We start from the raw sequence: 16,137 nt of genomic DNA, 5'->3' as shown, positions 1-16,137 counted from the left end.
CCGGACGGGTCGGGTCGACGCCCAAAGGTGTGCAGTTCATCCGATGTTCGGACGAAAACGTTCACGCCCCGTCGTCGGCCTTGGCCTCGTCGGCCTCCTTGCCCAGCCGCGCCTCGACCGCCTGCGGCTCGTACATCTCTTCGACCACACGCAGGTAGAGCTCGTTCGGGTTGGGCAGGTTCTTGATCTCGCGGAGCGCCTGCTCCTGGCCGGCGGACTCCAGCACGAACGTGCCGTAGTTGAGCGCCCGGCCGGCCGGGGTCTGCTCGTACTTCATGTCGGTGACCCGGACCAGCGGCATCATCGCCACCTGGCGGGTGATGATGCCGTTGACCACCATGACCCGCTTGTTGGTGAGGATGAAGCGGTCGTACCACCAGTCGGCGACCTTCCAGGCCACCCAGCCCATCACGGCGAACCAGAGCAGCACGGCGATGGTGGTGAGCGCGCCGACGTCCTGACCGGCGAGGAAGCCGGAGAGGTAGCCGAGCACGAAGGTGGCGGCGATGCCGACCAGCAGCGGGGTGGAGAGGTGGATCCAGTGCCGCTTCCACTCGCCCCGGTAGCGCTCGGTGGGGAAGAGGTAGCGGGCGACCAGCGAGCTTGGCTCGTCCTCCAGCGGCAGCACCCGGCGGGGCGTCATGCCGGCGGCGTCGGCGCGCAGCCCGGCCAGTTCCTCCTCGGAGATCGAGGGGTAACCGGCCTCGGGGTCACGGACCCAGGCCCGGCCCGAGCGACCCTCGCTGGCGTAGCCCGCCCCGGCGCCGTAGCCGGCGTCGTCGGAGAGGGAGGGGCCGTCGGAGAGGCCCGGACCGGAGCCGTAGCCCGGCCCGTCGTCGGGCCGGTACGGCGGGATCGGCTCCGTGTCGCGCTCCCGGCGCTCCCGGTCGGGGTCGTCGGGGTCGAAGGGTGGACCGGAGGGGCTGCCCATCGGCGGTCAGGCGACGAGGCTGGTGAAGAAGTCGCCGAAGCCCTGGGCGATGTCCATGATGCCGCCACCCAGCGACTTGAACACGTCCGCCGCGGAGTTCGGCCGGTAGGCGACGAAGAAGATCAAGAATGCGATTCCGGCCCAGGTGAGGACCTTCTTGACCATGGCGGGCCATCCTCTCGCGCGGCGCCGGGTCCCATTACCGCAGCGGCACCCAGAGTATCAGTGTGGTGTCGTACAGTGAATATCTGCGTCCGTTCTCCGTCATTCCGGGAGCCATGTCAAGCCCTCCCGTGCAGGTACGGAGACGGTGCGCCGTACACGAGTTCGGGGGGTGTCCACTCGGTCAGGTCGTGCAGCACGACGTCCTCCGCGAGCAGGTGCCCCGCACTCGCCGGCCAGGCTATCGCATGCAGCCACATTCCCCGAGCCTCGCCCGCGTACGCGCTTCGATCCGCCGGTGAATTCACCAACCACAGTGGAGTCGGGTGACCGCCCACCTTGATCCGAGCCTGCCCGACGTGCTCGGGGTGTCCCGGCCCGGGGTCGGTCAACGCGTCCGCCAGTTGTGGACCCGGATCCGGGCCGGGCATGCCGGCGAGCCGGGTGCCCAGGCCGACGCCCGGCTCCTCGGCCACGAAGACCAGGTCGGCCGGGCCGCCGGCGAGCGGCGACGGGCCCGCGCAGGCGACCGCGGTGGCCCGGACGCCGGTGCGGTCGTCCCCGGCGTACGCCACGCCGGTCATCGTCCAGCCGGTCGGCAACGGCCACGGGCACCACAGCGGTGCGGCCGGCCGCTTCGGCGGCTCGGCGGCGGCGGTGATCCGGTCGACCACACTGGCCACGATCTCCGCTCCGATGTGCTCGGGCACGTGCAGCGGCGGGACCGGCCCGCAGTCCAGGCAACGCGATTCGCTGTGCATCAGGTCCGGCGCCCGGACCGGACCACCGCACCTGGGACAACTCACCGCGACACTCACCTTTCCACCGTCACCCCGCACCGCCGGTCCGTCAAGCGGAGCGCCGGTTTCGGTGCCCGGCGACCGCCGGGTGCGGTAGTGCCGCTCAGTCCGGCGGCGGGCCGGCGTGGGCGCGGATCCAGGCGTGCATGGCGATGCCGCTGGCCACCCCGGCGTTGATCGACCGGGTGGAGCCGTACTGGGCGATCGAGAAGAGCTGGGCGCAGGCGGCCCGGGCCGGGTCGGACAGGCCCGGCCCCTCCTGCCCGAAGAGCAGGACGCAGCGTCGCGGCAGGGTGGTGGTCTCCAGCGGCCGGGAGCCGGGCAGGTTGTCGATGCCGACCACCGGCAGGTCCCGCTCCGCCGCCCAGGCGACGAACTCCTCGATCGTCGGGTGGTGCCGGACGTGCTGGTAGCGGTCGGTCACCATGGCGCCGCGGCGGTTCCACCGGCGCCGGCCGACGATGTGCACCTCGGCGGCGAGGAAGGCGTTGGCGTTGCGGACCACCGTGCCGATGTTGAAGTCGTGCTGCCAGTTCTCGATGGCCACGTGGAAGTCGTGCCGGCGCCGGTCCAGGTCCGCCACCACCGCCTCGCGCCGCCAGTACCGGTAGCGGTCCACCACGTTGCGCCGGTCGCCCTCGGCGAGCAGCACGGGGTCGTAGCGCGGGTCGTCCGGCGGGTCTCCGGGCCACGGTCCCACGCCGACGTCGAGCTGCTCATCGGTCACGGTCTGGAGAGGGTACGGCCCGGGCGCCGGAGCACCGGCGTGGCCCCGGGAACCGGTGCGGCTCAGCGCAGCCCCAGCGCGCCGCCCAGGCGGTCGAGGAAGCGGCGGTCGGCGGGCGACTCCCCGGCGGCGGGCCCCGGTGGGCCGGCCGGCGCCGCCCGGCAGACCCGGGCGGCCACCGACTGCACCCACTGCCGGTACGCCGCCGAGTCGGCCGGATCGGCCCGCCGGCGCAGCACCCGCGCCGCGGCGCGGCAGGCGGCGAGCAGGTCCACCAGGTCGGTGAGCCGGTCGGTCGGCTCGACCGCGCCGTCGTGCCGGGCGTAGATCGCGGCGACCACGGCGCGGACCAGGTCGCTGTCGAAGGCCCGGCCGGCGGCGACCGCGTCCAGGCCGGCCAGCCCGGCGGCGACGCCCCGGCGGGGCCGCCCGGGGCCGGGCGCGGCGGCGGCCACGACGACCCGGCCGGGCAGGTCGGTCAGCAGATCCCACTCGGCGGCGGAGTAGACGGCGGTGGTCAGCGGTGCGGTACGGCGACCGGCAGAGGGCGGCTCTCCGGCGAGGGAGTGGCTCATGGGGACCTCCGGCGCCAGCATATGCCCCGGATCGGGAAAAGGGCCCCTTCCACCCGGAACCGGGGTGGAAGGGGCCCGTCGCGTCGCGGGCGCGGGGGGTCGGGTGCGGTCCGGCGGACCGGTCAGCGCGGCTCGGGGAAGCTGGGCCGCTCCGGGTCGACGCCCTCGGGGACGGCGCTGGCCGCGTACTCGCGTTTGGGGACCATCACCCGGCGACGGAAGACGCAGACCAGCGTGCCGTCCTGGTTGTAGCCCCGGGTCTCCACCGCCACCACGCCCCGGTCGGGCTTCGAGGAGGACTCCCGCTTGTCCAGCACGGTGGTCTCGCCGTAGATGGTGTCGCCGTGGAAGGTCGGCGCGACGTGCCGCAGCGACTCGACCTCGAGGTTGGCGATCGCCTTGCCGCTGACGTCCGGCACGGACATGCCCAGGAGCAGGGAGTAGATGTAGTTGCCCACCACCACGTTGCGCTTGAACTGGCTCGCCGTCTCGGCGTAGTGCGCGTCCATGTGCAGCGGGTGGTGGTTCATGGTGAGCAGGCAGAAGAGGTGGTCGTCGTACTCGGTGACCGTCTTGCCCGGCCAGTGCCGGTAGACCGCGCCGACCTCGAACTCCTCGTAGTAGCGGCCGAACTGCATCCTTGTCCCCTTCGACGGGCGGCGATGGAGTTCGGCACAGCATGCCTTATCGAGGGTTAAGGAGAAGAGCGGGGCGTGGGCCGTGGGGAAATGTCACACCGGCCGACCCGGGGGGAGACGCAATGAGCGGCGGGGCCCTCCCCGGCACCCGCCGCCCACGCTCTGATGCGAGAGATTCTGCCGGACGCGGACCGGCAGCGGACAGAGACGGAGGTCACATTTATCTTTTTGTAACACTACTCTCCGTCATGATTGGTCGAGCCGTAAGCGATCTCCGGGGGCGGAATCCCCGCTTGTCAGGCGCGAAGTTACCGAGCGGCGCCGGAAGCGGCGGTCGATCTCCTTGGAAACGCTCCCATCACATCGGGTCACGCAAATGCGTACTGCATTTGCGGACCGCACGGGCCGATCCGACAGACGGCCGTCGATGATGAGGATCACCTCGGCGAGCATGTTTCCGCACCCCCGGGACGGGAATCCGACGGGGTACGTCCTCGTTCCACCAGACGTAGCTATTCCGCGGTGATCGGAGAGACTCCCATGGCAACCGTAGAGCTGACCACGGCAAACTTCGACGAGGTGACCAGCGGCGACGGCATCGTCCTGGTCGACTTCTGGGCCGACTGGTGCGGTCCCTGCAAGCGGTTCGCCCCGGTCTACGAGCGCTCGTCGGAGAAGCACCCGGACATCGTCTTCGGCAAGGTGGACACCGAGGCGCAGCAGGAACTGGGCGCCAAGTTCGACATCCGGTCCATCCCCACGATCATGGCCATCCGTGACGGTGTGATCGTCTTCGCCCAGCCGGGCGCGCTGCCCGAGTCGGCGCTGGAGAACCTGATCGAACAGGTCGAGGCCCTCGACATGGACGACGTCCGCAAGCAGCTTGCCGAGCACAAGCACTGACCGACCACACGACGGCCGGGTCCCACCACGGGCCCGGCCGTCGGCGTGTCCGGCGGCGGACACGGCAGACCGCTCGCACGCCCCCGCGCGCCGCGGCGCGTCGCGTATCGTCACGACCCGATGGAGACTCTGACCGCCCGCGGCCGCGCGGCCCGAATCGCCGCCACCGCGCTCGGGCTGGCGCTACTGCTGGCCGGCACCGTCTGGGGCACCGACGACCACTTCCCGTTCGGGCCGTTCCGGATGTACTCGACGTCCAACCCGCCCAGCTCCCCCGCCCCGGACACCCGGGTCGAGGGGATCGACGCCACCGGGGCCGTGGTCGGCCTGGGTGAGCGGGCCACCGGCATCCGCCGGGCCGAGATCGAGGGCCAGCAGGACCGCTACGCCGCCGACCCCGCGCTGCTCGCCGAGGTGGCCGACGCGTACGCCGAACGCAACCCGGACGCGGCACGGCTGGTCGAGGTCCGCATCGTGATCCGCTGGCACGGCATCCGGGACGGCCGGCCGACCGGCCGGTGGACCGACGAGACAGTGGTGAGCTGGCAGGCCCCCCGATGATCCGCTGGCTGACCGAGCCGGTCCCCCGCGCGCGGGTGGCCGCCTTCCGTACGCTGATCTATCTCTTCGTCGCCGCGGACCTGGCGTTGTTCACCCCCTGGGTGCGCACCCGGGTCGCGGTGCCCGGCGAGCTCTACCAGCCGCTGCTGGTCGGCCGGCTGCTGCCGCTGCCCACCCCGACCCCGGCGCTGGTCGACGTCATCTTCTGGGCGCTGCTGCTGTTCGCCCTGCTGGCCGCGACCGGCCGGGCGCCCCGGCTGCTCGGCTGGACGGTCTTCGCGCTCTACTTCGAGTGGATGATCGTGGCGATGAGCTACGGCAAGGTCGACCACGACCGGTTCGGCCTGCTGGTGGCGCTCGCGGTGCTGCCCACCGCCGGCCGGGCCCGGCACGGCGACCCGACCCGCACCGAGGCCGGCGGCTGGGCGCTGCGGGTCACCCAGATCGCGGTGATCTGCACCTACTTCCTCGCCGCCTGGGCCAAGCTGCGCTTCGGCGGCCTCGACTGGCTGACCGGCTCGGTGCTGGCCCGGGCGATCATCCGCCGTGGCACCGACCTGGCCGATCTGATCGCCAGCGTGCCGTACCTGCTGATCGTCGCCCAGTTCGGCATCGTCGCGTTCGAACTCGCCAGCCCGGCGATCTTCCTGCTCCGGGGACGGTGGCGGCTGTACACGGTGGGCTTCTTCTACTCGTTCCACCTGGTGACGTTCGCGACCATCACCATCTCGTTCGCCCCGCACCTGGCGGCGATGACCAGTTTCCTGCCGCTGGAGCGGGTCCGGCCGCTGGTCTGGGCCGGCCGGCTCGTCGGCCGCCGGCGCGATCCGGGGGACCGCCGACCCGTCGAGGTCGGGGCACCGCCGGGGGCGCCGCCACTGGCGGACCCGGCGGTCGCGGAGCCGGCCGGGTCGTAGGACGGGCCCGGCGGGCGTCCGCCGGGCGGGGAGGTCGGTCAGGCGCCGGGGCGACCGGCCGGGCCGTAGAGGCGTTCCCGCGCCTCCTGGGGCAGCGCGCAGGCGGCGGTGCCACCGGGCAGCCGGTGCCGGTTGCGGGCCACCCAGCGGTACGCCGGCCAGGCGGCCGCGCGCACCGGCGGGAAGCGGAGGCCGGCGCCGGCCACCCGCCAGAGCGGCCCGCTGTCGCCGAGCAGCCTGGCGATCGCGTCCGGGCCGGCGGCGCGGGAGCCGTCGGCGCCCACCCACTGCACCGCCTCCTCGCACTCGGCCTCGGTCAGGCCGAGCGCGGCCAGGTCGGCGAACTGCCAGGGCAGCACCCGGGCGCCGGTCGGGATCCGGCGTTCGATGAACTCGGCGCAGCGGGTGCAGAACGCACAGTCCCCGTCGTAGACGAACGTCGACCTCTCCATGCCCCCATCCTCCACCCACCCGGGCCCGGGCCGGCGGTCGAGGTGGCCGGGAACACGGCGGGTCGCTTGCGTTCGACTCGTACGCATGTTCGAATGGAGCCCATGCGCTGGGACAACCTCTCCGCTCCCCCGGACGAGGGCGTTCCCGGGCGGGCAGCGCCAGCGACGCCACCCCTGCCGCTGGCGCTGCCCGGCGCGGTCGCCCGCACCTTCGACACCCCCGGCTTCGCCGGCATGACGTTCTACGAGGTGCGCGCCAAGTCCATCATCAACAAGGTTCCCGGCGCCTCCCGCGTCCCGTTCGAGTGGACCGTCAACCCCTACCGGGGCTGCTCGCACGCGTGTGTCTACTGCCTCTCCGGCGACACGCTGGTCCTGCTCGCGGACGGGCGGACCAAGCCCATCCGCGACCTGGAGATCGGCGAGCGGATCTACGGCACGCGGCGCCAGGGCGACCACCGCCGCTACGTGGTGACCACGGTGCTGGCCAAGTGGTCCACCGTGAAGCCGGCCCACCGGGTCACGCTGGACGACGGCACCACCCTGGTCGCCAGCGGCGACCACCGCTTCCTGTCCGGCGAGGGCTGGCGCTACGTCGCTCCGGAGCCGGGCCGGCGCCGGCGCCTGGCGTGCGGGGAACGGCTGATCGGCACCGGCCGGTTCCACGAAGGGCACAAGGGCTCCACCGACTACCGTCGGGGCTATCTGCACGCGACGGCCCGGGCCGGCTCGGCCCCGCTCGACACCTCCGGTGGCGCCGGCGCCGACCCGGCCGAGCGCCCCGCCGACGACTGGTGGCTCGGCCTGCTGGCCGGGGCCTTCGACCTCGGGGGCAGGTGCAGCAGCGACGCCCTGCGGATCAGCGTGGCGGACGACGAGCGCCTCCACGACGTGACCGCGGCGCTCGACCGGTTCGGCTTCACCTTCGTCCGCGAGGACCACAACCTCCCCGGCCGCCCCCGGCAGCTCCGGTTGACCGGCGGGCTGCGCGAGCGGCTGCGGTTCCTGCACCTGGCCGAGCCGCGGCGGCCGCGGGGGCGGCTGATCGACGGGGTCCGGGTCCCCCGCCTCGCCGCGCCGCGCGTCACCGCCGTGGAGCCGCTCGGGGTGGAGCTGCCGCTGTGGGACATCACCACCGGCACCGGCGACTTCATCGCCAACGGCGTGGTGAGCCACAACTGCTTCGCCCGCAACACGCACACCTACCTCGACCTGGACGCGGGGGCGGACTTCGACCGCAAGGTGATCGTCAAGGTCAACGCCGGGGAGCTGGTCCGGCGGGAGCTGGCCGCGCCGCGCTGGCGGGGCGCGCACATCGCGATGGGCACCAACGTCGACTGCTACCAGCGGGCCGAGGGACGCTACCGGCTGATGCCGCAGATCATCGCGGCGCTGCGCGACTTCGCCAACCCGTTCTCCATCCTCACCAAGGGCACGCTGCTGCTGCGCGACCTGCCGCTGCTGCGGCAGGCCGCCGAGGTGACCCGGGTCGGCGTCTCCTACTCGGTCGGCTTCGTCGACGAGCGGCTCTGGCGGGCCGTCGAGCCCGGCACCCCCAGCCCGCGCCGGCGGCTGGACGCCGTCCGGGCGCTCACCGACGCGGGCTTCGAGGTGGGCGTGCTGATGGCGCCGATCCTGCCCGGCCTCAGCGACGGCGACGAGTCGATCGAGGCCACCGTGTCGGCGATCGCCGCGGCGGGCGCGTCCAGCGTCACCCCGCTGGCGCTGCACCTGCGCCCCGGCGCCCGCGAGTGGTACGCGCGCTGGCTCGGGCGGGAGTTCCCGCAGCTGGTGCCCCGCTACCGCGAGCTCTACCGCTCCGGCGCCTACGCCCCGCAGGCGTACCAGCGGGAGCTGACCGCGCGGGTGCGGATCGCGGCCCGTCGGCACGGCCTGCACCGGGCCGATCGCGGCGAGAACCGTGGCCTGCCCGAGCCGCCGGCGCCCCCGGCCACCGAGCAGTTGACCCTGCTGTGAGTCGCCGTCCGGAGCCGGCCGCTCGGCGACGGTCGACCGCCGGGCGGGGTTAGAGTCGGCGCGTGCGCTCCGCTCAGCAGATCCTCGCCGACTCCGCCGTGATCGCCGTCGTGGGCGCGTCCCGCGACCCCCGCAAGGCCGCGCACAGCGTGCCGTTGCAGATGCAGCGGTACGGCTGGCGGATCATCCCGGTCAACCCGACGGCGGACGAACTCTTCGGCGAGCGGGCCTACCGCTCGCTGGCCGACATCCCGCACCCGGTCGACCTGGTCGACATCTTCCGGCCGGCCGCCGACGCGGTCGAGGTGGTCCGCGAGGCGGTGGCGATCGGCGCGCCGGCGGTCTGGCTGCAACTCGGCATCGTCTCGCCCGAGGCACGGCGGATCGCCACCGAGGCGGGCATCGACTACGTCGAGGACCGCTGCCTGATCATCGAGCGCGCCGCCGCCGGCCTGACCCGCCTGCGCTGAACCGCCTGGGCTGAGCAGGACGGGCTGAACCGGCCGGGCGCCGCGCCGGAGGGCGCGCGCCGCCCGGCACCGCCACCGTCCGGCGAATCCGGTCGACGCGGGTGGGTGCGCGGCGTCATGATCCGTTGATGCCGGTACCTCCCCGCACGCTGCTGCGTTGGCAGTTCGACCTGACCTGGGCGCTGTTCGAGTACCACCTCGACCGGCTCCAACCGGCCGACTTCCGCTGGGAGCCGACCCCGCACTGCTGGACCGTCCGGCCCGACCCGGACGGCGGTTGGACGCCCGACTGGGCGGACGCCGAACCCGACCCGGTCCCGGTGCCCACGATCGGCTGGCTCACCTGGCACATCGGCTGGTGGTGGACGGTGGCGATCGACCGGTCGCACGGGCGCCCCGCGCCGCCACGCGAGGAGATCCGCTGGCCCGGGCCGGGCGAACCGACCATCGCCTGGCTGCGCGACCTGCGATCCCGGTGGCTCGCCCTGCTCGACGGGCTGACCGACGCCGACCTGGACGCCACCGCGCCGTTCCCCTGGCAGGACGACCCCGCGCACACGGTCGCCCACACCGTCGGCTGGGTCAACGCCGAGCTGATGAAGAACGTCGCCGAGATCGGCCAGCTCCGCCTGCTCCGCGCCGCGGGCGGCGCGACGGTGCCCGGGTAGCCGGAGCCGCCCGGCGGCACGGCGCGCGGGCACCGGGCCTGACCGGGCGGGAGAGTGCTCACCGGGTCAGAGCTTGTACTCCTTGAGCAGACCGCGGGAGATGATTGTCTTCTGGATCTCCGAGGTGCCCTCGCCGATGAGCAGGAACGGGGCCTCCCGCATCAGCCGCTCGATCTCGTACTCCTTGGAGTAGCCGTAGCCGCCGTGGATGCGGAACGCCTCCTGCACCACCTCGGCGCAGTACTCGGAGGCGAGCAGCTTGGCCATGCCGGCCTCGACGTCGTTGCGCTGGCCGGCGTCCTTGAGCCGGGCCGCGTTCACCATCAGGGCGTGCGCCGCCTCGATCTTGGTACCCATCTCGGCGAGCTTGAAGGCGACGGCCTGGTGCCTGGCGAGCGGCTGGCCGAAGGTGCGGCGCTGCTGGGCGTACGCGACGGCGAGCTCGAAGGCCCGGATGGAGATGCCGCAGGCGCGGGCGGCGACGTTGACCCGCCCGACCTCGATGCCGTCCATCATCTGGTAGAAGCCGCGGCCGACCTTCTCCGCGCCACCGAGCACCGCGGAGGCGGGCACGGTCACCCCGTCGAGCACCATCTCGGTGGTCTCGACGCCCTTGTAGCCCATCTTGTCGATCTTGCCGGGGATGGTCAGGCCGGGCGCGGTCTCGCCGAAGCCGGGCTCCTTCTCCAGCAGGAAGGTGCTCATGTTGCCGTAGACCGAGTCGGCGCCGGTGTCGGTCTTCACCAGGGTGGCCACCACCGACGAGTAGGCGCCGTTGGTCAGCCACATCTTCTGGCCGTTGATGACGTAGTTGTCGCCGTCGCGGACCGCCCGGGACTTGATCGCCGAGACGTCGGAGCCGCACTCCGGCTCGGACATCGAGAAGGCGCCGCGCACCTCGCCGGTGGCCATCCTCGGCAGCAGCCGGGCCTTCTGCTCGGCCGAGCCGTGCTGCGAGATCAGGTACGCCACGATGAAGTGGGTGTTGACGATGCCGGAGATCGACATCCAGCCCCGGGACAGCTCCTCGACCACCAGCGCGTAGGTCAGCAGGGACTCGCCCAGGCCGCCGTACTCCTCGGCGATGGTGAGGCCGAAGAGCCCCATCTCGCGCATCCCGTCGAGGATGTCGGTGGGGTACTCGTCGGCGTGCTCCAGCCGCTGCGCGTGCGGGATGATCTCCTTGTCGGCGAACTCCCGGACGGTTTCCAGGATCGACCGCTGCTCGTCGGTCAGGCCGGGCGTCTGGGCGAGTCGAGCCATCTCAGCCTCCGGGGGGATCGGCGCCTTACTCATGGGTAACTGAACGCTCGGTCAGTATCGGCCGCGCGGCCGGCGAGGCCAAGGTGACCAGTCCACACAACCGCTGTGAAAAGGTTCACCGCTACCGGTAGCGTCCGGCAAGAGGGGCGTGATCCGCCACCGGCAGGAGGAGGACACCCGTGAGCCAGCCACCGCCGCCGGGTCCGCCGGATCCGGACCGACCGCCGTCGCCGTGGGAACCGCCGCCCCCGGGGCAGGAGCCCTTCCCCGGGCCGGAGCCCTCGTCGGGTTACGGCCAGCCACCGGGACAGGAGCCCCCGTCGGGGTACGGGCCGCCGTCGTACGAGCAGCAGCCGGCGTACGGGCAGCCGTCGTACGAGCAGCCCGGTCAGCCCCCGCACGCCCCGCAGTGGGGGCAGCAGCCCCCGTACGCCCCGCAGGGGCCCTACGGCCAGTACGGACCGCCGTCACCCGGGCCGACCCGGGGGACGAACGTGCTGGCCATCCTCTCGCTGGTCTTCGCGTTCGTGTTCTCGCCCGCCGGCATCGTCCTCGGCCACCTGGCCAAGCGGCAGCTGCGGACCAGCGGCGAGGAGGGCGACCAGTTGGCCACCTGGGGGCTGATCCTCGGCTACGTCTTCACCGGGCTGGGCCTGCTCGTCTGCTGCGGCTGGATCGCGCTGGTCGCGTTCACCGGCGTGGACGGCACCGCCTACTGACGGAACTGCGCCTCGCGGACGCTGTTGCCGCCGTCCACCACCAGCATCTGGCCGGTGATGTAGGAGGCGGCCGGCGAGCAGAGGAAGGCGATGGCGGCGGCCACCTCGTCCGGCGTGCCCGGCCGGCCGACCGGCGTACCGAGGCCCTGCTTGATCTCGGCCATGGTGGACGCCGCGGTGTAGATGGTGCCGGGCGCTACCGCGTTCACGGTCACCCCGTCGGCGATCATCTCCATCGCCAGCGCCCGGGTCAGCCCGACCACGCCCGCCTTCGCCGCCGCGTACGCCGCCTCGGTGGGCAGCGCGTTCACCGGCCCGGCGGTCGCCGCCAGGTTCACGATCCGCCCCCAGCCGCGCTCGGCCATCCCGCCGATGAACGCCCGGCTGCACAGGAACGCGGTGGTCAGGTTCCGGTCGATCTCGCCGCGCCACTCGTCGTAGCTGAGCTGGGCCACCGGGCGCAGCACCTCGGGGCTGGCCCGGCTGGCCAGACCGGCGTTGTTGACCAGCACCTCCACGTCGCCGAGCTGCTCGGCCACGGCGTCGGCGAGCGCGCCGACCTCCGACTCGTCGGTGAGGTCGGCGACGAACCCAATCACCCCCAGCTCGCTGGCCCGTTCGTGGATCCGCCGGGTGGTGGAGACGATGGCCACCCGGGCGCCCAGGTCGGCGAGGCGACGCGCGGTCGCGTAGCCGATGCCGTCCGGGCTGCCCGCTCCGGTCACCAGGGCGACCTTCCCGTCCAGCCGCATGGTCACCGGCTCGGGCAGCGGCGCCGGTTCGTCCTGTCCGGGGGCGGCCACGGCCACGCCCGCCCGGCTGCGCCGGGCCAGCCCGGGGCGGCTCGCGTCCCGTCGCGGTCGGCTGCCGGAGCGGTCCGCCGCTCGCGCGTCAATCACCATGTCAGGATCCTGCCCGGTTCTCCCCGCCCGGGCAACGCGACCCCCGGTGGCGGGACCACGCGGTTTGCCCCGCGGTGGCTACCCTGACCCCGCACCCGCACCCTACGGAGAAGACGCATGACTTATCCCCCGCCGTCGGGCGGCTGGAACGACCCGGCGTGGTCGGGCCAGCAGTCGAGCCCACCGGCCGATCCGACCCTGCCGATCAGTGGTCAGCCCGTGCCCACCCAGCCCACCGCCGCCGATCCCTACCCCGGCGGCGACCCGTACGCCGGTATGAAGTCGCCCGGCCAGCCCGGCGACCCGTACGCCGCCGGCGCCTACCCGCCGCCCGCCTACGGCTACGGCTACCCGCCGCAGCAGAAGACCAACGGCCTCGCCATCGCCGCGCTGGTGCTCTCCCTGGTCGGCGTCGGGTCCTGCATCACCGCCCCGGTCGGGGCGATCCTCGGGCACGTGGCCCAGAAGCAGATCCGGCAGACCGGCGAGGGCGGCGAGGGCATGGCCAAGGCCGCCATCATCGTCGGCTGGATCTTCACCGGTCTGCTGGTGCTGGCGATCCTCTTCTACGCGGCGGCCATCGTCTTCGCGATCACGCAGGCCGACAACACCAGCAGCAGCTACTGAGAACGCGCCGTGCCGCCCCGGCTCGACCGGGGCGGCACGCCGAAGGAGCGGTGCGGGGCTATTCCGCGGGCGGGGTGAAGCTGGACGTCCGGGTCATCCCGGCCGCCCGCCCCTTGGCCGCGATCACCAGCGCCATCTTGCGGGACGCCTCGTCGATCATCTCGTCGCCGAGCATCACCGCGCCCAGCTTGCCGCCCGCCTCCGAGGTGTAGTGCTCGTACGCGTCGAGGATCAACTCGGCGTGGTCGTAGTCGGCCTGGGCCGGCGAGTACACCTCGTTGGCGGCGTCGATCTGGCCCGGGTGCAGCACCCACTTGCCGTCGAAGCCCAGCGCGGCCGAGCGCTTGGCCACCTCGCGGAACGCGTCCACGTCGCGGATCTGCAGGAACGGGCCGTCGATGGCCTGCTTGTCGTGCATCCGCGCGGCCATCAGGATCCGCATCAGGATGTAGTGGTACGGGTCGCCCGCGTAGTCCGGGATGAGCGCGCCCACCACCAGCGACCTCATGTTGATCGAGGCCATGAAGTCGGCCGGGCCGAAGATGATCGTCTCGACCCGGGGCGAGGCGGCGGCGATCGCGTCGACGTTGACCAGGCCGGCGGCGTTCTCGATCTGCGCCTCGATGCCGATCCGGCCGACCTCCAGGCCGAGGGTCTTCTCCAACTGGGTGAGCGTCAGGTCGAGCCACTGCACCTGGGCCGCGTTCTGCACCTTCGGCAGCATGACGCAGTCGAGGTTGGCGCCGGCCCCCTCGACCACGTCGATGACGTCCCGGTAGGTCCACGGGGTGGTCAGGTCGTTGACCCGGACCACCCGGGTCTTGCCGGACCAGTCGCCCTCGTTGAGCGCGGCCACGATGTTCTTCCGGGCGTCCGGCTTGGCCAGCGGGGCGACCGCGTCCTCCAGGTCGAGGAAGACCTGGTCGGCCGGGAGGCCCTGGGCCTTGCCGAGCATCTTGACGCTGGAACCGGGTACCGCGAGGCAGGACCGGCGGGGGCGACCGACTGCGGCCATGGGTGCGCTCCTTCCAGCGTGCGGCGGGCACGCCGACGCCAGCAGACGAGAATCCGAGAACTTAACGATCCCAAAGGGCGTTGTGACGCCACGGTAACCTCGCGCCATGACCGGGGTGAATGGACCTGTGGAAGATGTCACTGGGCGCCGACTCGTGGTGGTGACCGGGGCCAGTTCGGGGATCGGTCTGGCGGCGGCGGTGGACCTGGCGCGCCGCGGTGACCAGGTGGTACTGGTCGGCCGCGACCCGGCGCGGTTGCAGGCGGCGGCCGAGCAGGTCCGGGAGGCGTCCGGGGAGCGGCCCGAGCTGTTCCGGGCGGACTTCGCGGTGCTCGACGACGTACGCGGGCTGGCCGAGCGGCTGCGGGCCGCGTACGACCGGATCGACGTGCTGGCCAACAACGCGGGCGCGATCGTGCTCCAGCCGCTGACCACGGTGGACGGGTTCGAGCTGTCGATCCAGGCCAACCACCTCGCCCCGTTCCTGCTCAGCAACCTGCTGCGGGACCGGATCGGCCGGATGGTGGTGACCGCCTCCGGGGCGCACCGCAGCGGCATCCTGGACCCGGAGGACCTGAACGCGCCACTGCGCCGTTACCGGGCGATGACCGCGTACGGCACCAGCAAGCAGGCCAACATCCTGTTCACCGCCGAGGCGGCGCGGCGCTGGCCGCAGGTGCTGTCGTACTGCTTCCACCCCGGCGTGGTGCGCACCCGGTTCGGCAACGACAGCCGGCTGGTCGCGCTCGGCATGCGGATGCTGCCGTTCCGCAGCCCGGAGAAGGGGGCGGAGACGCTGGTCTGGCTGGCCAACCAGGACCCGGCCCGGCTGGTCGACGGCGGCTACTACTTCGACCGGCGGCCGCGCCGGCCGCTGCGCAAGGCCGCCGACCCGGGGTTGGCCGCCCGGCTCTGGACGGCCAGCGCCAAGGCGGTCGGCATCGCCGAGTGACGCAGCCTGCCATACTCCGCCGCATGACGACGGGGAACGACGCCACCACCGTGCCATCGACCGGTGCCACGCCCACGCCAGCGGCCGGCGCCACGCCGCCCGCTGACGCCGACGCGCGGCGGGCCGCACAGGGCGAGCCACCGGCGGCGGCGGGTGACACGGTGACCGTGCTCGCGACGGCGGACGCGGAGTTGACCGCCCGGCTGGACCGGGAGCTGACCGCTTTCAACAACCGGGCCACCGGCGCGGACGACGAGGCGGAGCTCAACGTCCGGGTCACCGACGCCGACGGCGAGCTGCTCGCCGGGCTGACCGGGTGGACCTGGGGCGGCTGCGCCGGGATCAGCATGGTCTGGGTGCGCGAGGACCGCCGGGCCGAGGGCTGGGGCGGCCGGCTGCTGCGGGCGTTCGAGGCGGAGGCCGCCCGGCGGGGCTGCACCGAGGTCTCCGTCTCGTCGTTCTCGTTCCAGGCGCCGGAGTTCTACCGCCGCCACGGCTACCTCGACACCGGCCGCCGGGAGGGCATCCCGGGCGGCCACGTCGACCACCACTTCTGGAAGTCGCTGCGGACCGACCCGGCGGCCGCGCTCCGCGTCGTCGCGCTGGTCGAGTTCGCGGAGGGCGCCGTCGAGGCCGGCCAGCGGTACGAGGACGCGGTGCTCGCCCTGCTCGGCCGGCACGGCGGCCGGGTGGAGCGCCGGCAGCGCACCGGCGACGGGCGTACCGAGGTGCACCTGATCCGGTTCGACACCCGTGCGGGCTACCACGCCTTCCTCGCCGACCCGGAGCGGGTGGCGCTGCGCGCCGGGCTCGGCGACGCCGCCCCGGACGCCCGGGTGCTGGAGGTCCAGGAGGTCTGACCGGCCGCGGCGGGCCCC

Annotated in this window: 20 protein-coding genes; 10 read left to right on the top strand and 10 right to left on the bottom strand. The window is 73.1% G+C overall.

Annotation, left to right across the window (positions count from 1 at the left end):
• Positions 1-61: 61 nt before the first annotated feature.
• The 6 genes from SM577_RS11475 to SM577_RS11450 form a co-directional block, all read right to left on the bottom strand.
• The gene (locus tag SM577_RS11475; RefSeq protein WP_302918382.1) at positions 62-931 is read right to left on the bottom strand and encodes a PH domain-containing protein; all 870 of its coding nucleotides are present in this window, start codon (positions 929-931) and stop codon (positions 62-64) included.
• A gap of 6 nt (positions 932-937) precedes the next feature.
• Positions 938-1,096, bottom strand: coding sequence for a hypothetical protein (locus SM577_RS11470; RefSeq protein ID WP_007455302.1), 159 nt, complete (start codon positions 1,094-1,096; stop codon positions 938-940).
• Between the two features lie 116 nt (positions 1,097-1,212).
• Positions 1,213-1,899, bottom strand: coding sequence for a DUF6758 family protein (locus SM577_RS11465; protein ID WP_368050300.1), 687 nt, complete (start codon positions 1,897-1,899; stop codon positions 1,213-1,215).
• A gap of 97 nt (positions 1,900-1,996) precedes the next feature.
• Entirely contained in the window at positions 1,997-2,620 is a 624-nt protein-coding gene (locus SM577_RS11460) for a TrmH family RNA methyltransferase (RefSeq protein WP_474582634.1), read from the bottom strand.
• A 62-nt stretch (positions 2,621-2,682) separates the two neighbouring features.
• A complete protein-coding gene (locus tag SM577_RS11455; RefSeq protein WP_302918384.1) occupies positions 2,683-3,216 on the bottom strand; it encodes a hypothetical protein in 534 nt (177 codons plus the stop codon).
• Between the two features lie 101 nt (positions 3,217-3,317).
• The gene (locus SM577_RS11450) at positions 3,318-3,833 is read right to left on the bottom strand and encodes a MaoC family dehydratase (RefSeq protein ID WP_088997256.1); all 516 of its coding nucleotides are present in this window, start codon (positions 3,831-3,833) and stop codon (positions 3,318-3,320) included.
• A gap of 540 nt (positions 3,834-4,373) precedes the next feature.
• Between SM577_RS11450 and trxA the strand changes: the two genes are divergently transcribed.
• The 3 genes from trxA to SM577_RS11435 all read left to right on the top strand — a co-directional run bounded on the left by trxA (position 4,374) and on the right by SM577_RS11435 (position 6,214).
• Positions 4,374-4,736 (top strand): thioredoxin, encoded by a 363-nt coding sequence (gene trxA / locus SM577_RS11445; RefSeq protein WP_302918385.1) that lies wholly within the window; start codon positions 4,374-4,376, stop codon positions 4,734-4,736.
• Positions 4,737-4,856: 120 nt separating this feature from the next.
• On the top strand, positions 4,857-5,297 hold the full coding sequence (locus tag SM577_RS11440; protein WP_302918386.1) for a hypothetical protein: 441 nt from the start codon (positions 4,857-4,859) through the stop codon (positions 5,295-5,297).
• Positions 5,294-6,214, top strand: a complete 921-nt coding sequence (locus SM577_RS11435; RefSeq protein WP_474586854.1) for an MFS transporter permease — start codon at positions 5,294-5,296, stop codon at positions 6,212-6,214. Before SM577_RS11440 ends, SM577_RS11435 begins: the two co-directional genes overlap by 4 nt.
• Before the next feature lie 38 nt (positions 6,215-6,252).
• Here SM577_RS11435 and SM577_RS11430 read toward each other — a convergent pair whose 3' ends face one another.
• On the bottom strand, positions 6,253-6,666 hold the full coding sequence (locus SM577_RS11430) for a thiol-disulfide oxidoreductase DCC family protein (RefSeq protein ID WP_302918388.1): 414 nt from the start codon (positions 6,664-6,666) through the stop codon (positions 6,253-6,255).
• Positions 6,667-6,759: 93 nt separating this feature from the next.
• Between SM577_RS11430 and SM577_RS11425 the strand changes: the two genes are divergently transcribed.
• The 3 genes from SM577_RS11425 (at position 6,760) to SM577_RS11415 (ending at position 9,781) form a co-directional block, all read left to right on the top strand.
• Entirely contained in the window at positions 6,760-8,643 is a 1,884-nt protein-coding gene (locus SM577_RS11425; RefSeq protein ID WP_474586853.1) for an intein-containing Rv2578c family radical SAM protein, read from the top strand.
• Positions 8,644-8,705: 62 nt separating this feature from the next.
• The gene (locus SM577_RS11420; protein WP_474586852.1) at positions 8,706-9,113 is read left to right on the top strand and encodes a CoA-binding protein; all 408 of its coding nucleotides are present in this window, start codon (positions 8,706-8,708) and stop codon (positions 9,111-9,113) included.
• Between the two features lie 128 nt (positions 9,114-9,241).
• The gene (locus SM577_RS11415) at positions 9,242-9,781 is read left to right on the top strand and encodes a DinB family protein (protein ID WP_474586851.1); all 540 of its coding nucleotides are present in this window, start codon (positions 9,242-9,244) and stop codon (positions 9,779-9,781) included.
• A 66-nt stretch (positions 9,782-9,847) separates the two neighbouring features.
• Here the strand turns inward: SM577_RS11415 and SM577_RS11410 are convergent, their stop codons facing one another.
• Positions 9,848-11,044: an acyl-CoA dehydrogenase family protein gene (locus SM577_RS11410; RefSeq protein ID WP_474582638.1), complete on the bottom strand. Its 1,197-nt coding sequence runs from the start codon at positions 11,042-11,044 to the stop codon at positions 9,848-9,850.
• A 179-nt stretch (positions 11,045-11,223) separates the two neighbouring features.
• Between SM577_RS11410 and SM577_RS11405 the strand changes: the two genes are divergently transcribed.
• Complete coding sequence (locus tag SM577_RS11405) at positions 11,224-11,763, top strand: DUF4190 domain-containing protein (RefSeq protein WP_474582639.1); 540 nt, start codon at positions 11,224-11,226, stop codon at positions 11,761-11,763.
• Here SM577_RS11405 and SM577_RS11400 read toward each other — a convergent pair.
• Entirely contained in the window at positions 11,757-12,596 is an 840-nt protein-coding gene (locus SM577_RS11400; RefSeq protein ID WP_474582659.1) for an SDR family NAD(P)-dependent oxidoreductase, read from the bottom strand. The genes SM577_RS11405 and SM577_RS11400 overlap by 7 nt on opposite strands.
• 186 nt (positions 12,597-12,782) lie before the next feature.
• Between SM577_RS11400 and SM577_RS11395 the strand changes: the two genes are divergently transcribed.
• A complete protein-coding gene (locus SM577_RS11395; RefSeq protein WP_302918394.1) occupies positions 12,783-13,292 on the top strand; it encodes a DUF4190 domain-containing protein in 510 nt (169 codons plus the stop codon).
• Positions 13,293-13,350: 58 nt separating this feature from the next.
• On the opposite strand, the gene SM577_RS11390 is transcribed toward SM577_RS11395, so the two are convergent.
• Positions 13,351-14,307, bottom strand: coding sequence for an HpcH/HpaI aldolase/citrate lyase family protein (locus SM577_RS11390; protein ID WP_474586850.1), 957 nt, complete (start codon positions 14,305-14,307; stop codon positions 13,351-13,353).
• 127 nt (positions 14,308-14,434) lie between these two features.
• Between SM577_RS11390 and SM577_RS11385 the strand changes: the two genes are divergently transcribed.
• On the top strand, positions 14,435-15,259 hold the full coding sequence (locus SM577_RS11385; RefSeq protein WP_302918396.1) for an SDR family NAD(P)-dependent oxidoreductase: 825 nt from the start codon (positions 14,435-14,437) through the stop codon (positions 15,257-15,259).
• A gap of 23 nt (positions 15,260-15,282) precedes the next feature.
• Positions 15,283-16,119, top strand: coding sequence for a GNAT family N-acetyltransferase (locus tag SM577_RS11380; RefSeq protein WP_474586849.1), 837 nt, complete (start codon positions 15,283-15,285; stop codon positions 16,117-16,119).
• Positions 16,120-16,137 lie beyond the last annotated feature (18 nt).

Source organism: Micromonospora desertarenae (assembly GCF_056150265.1).
The sequence above is the reverse complement of the archived record's forward strand: the minus strand, read 5'-3'. Positions and strand labels throughout refer to the sequence as shown.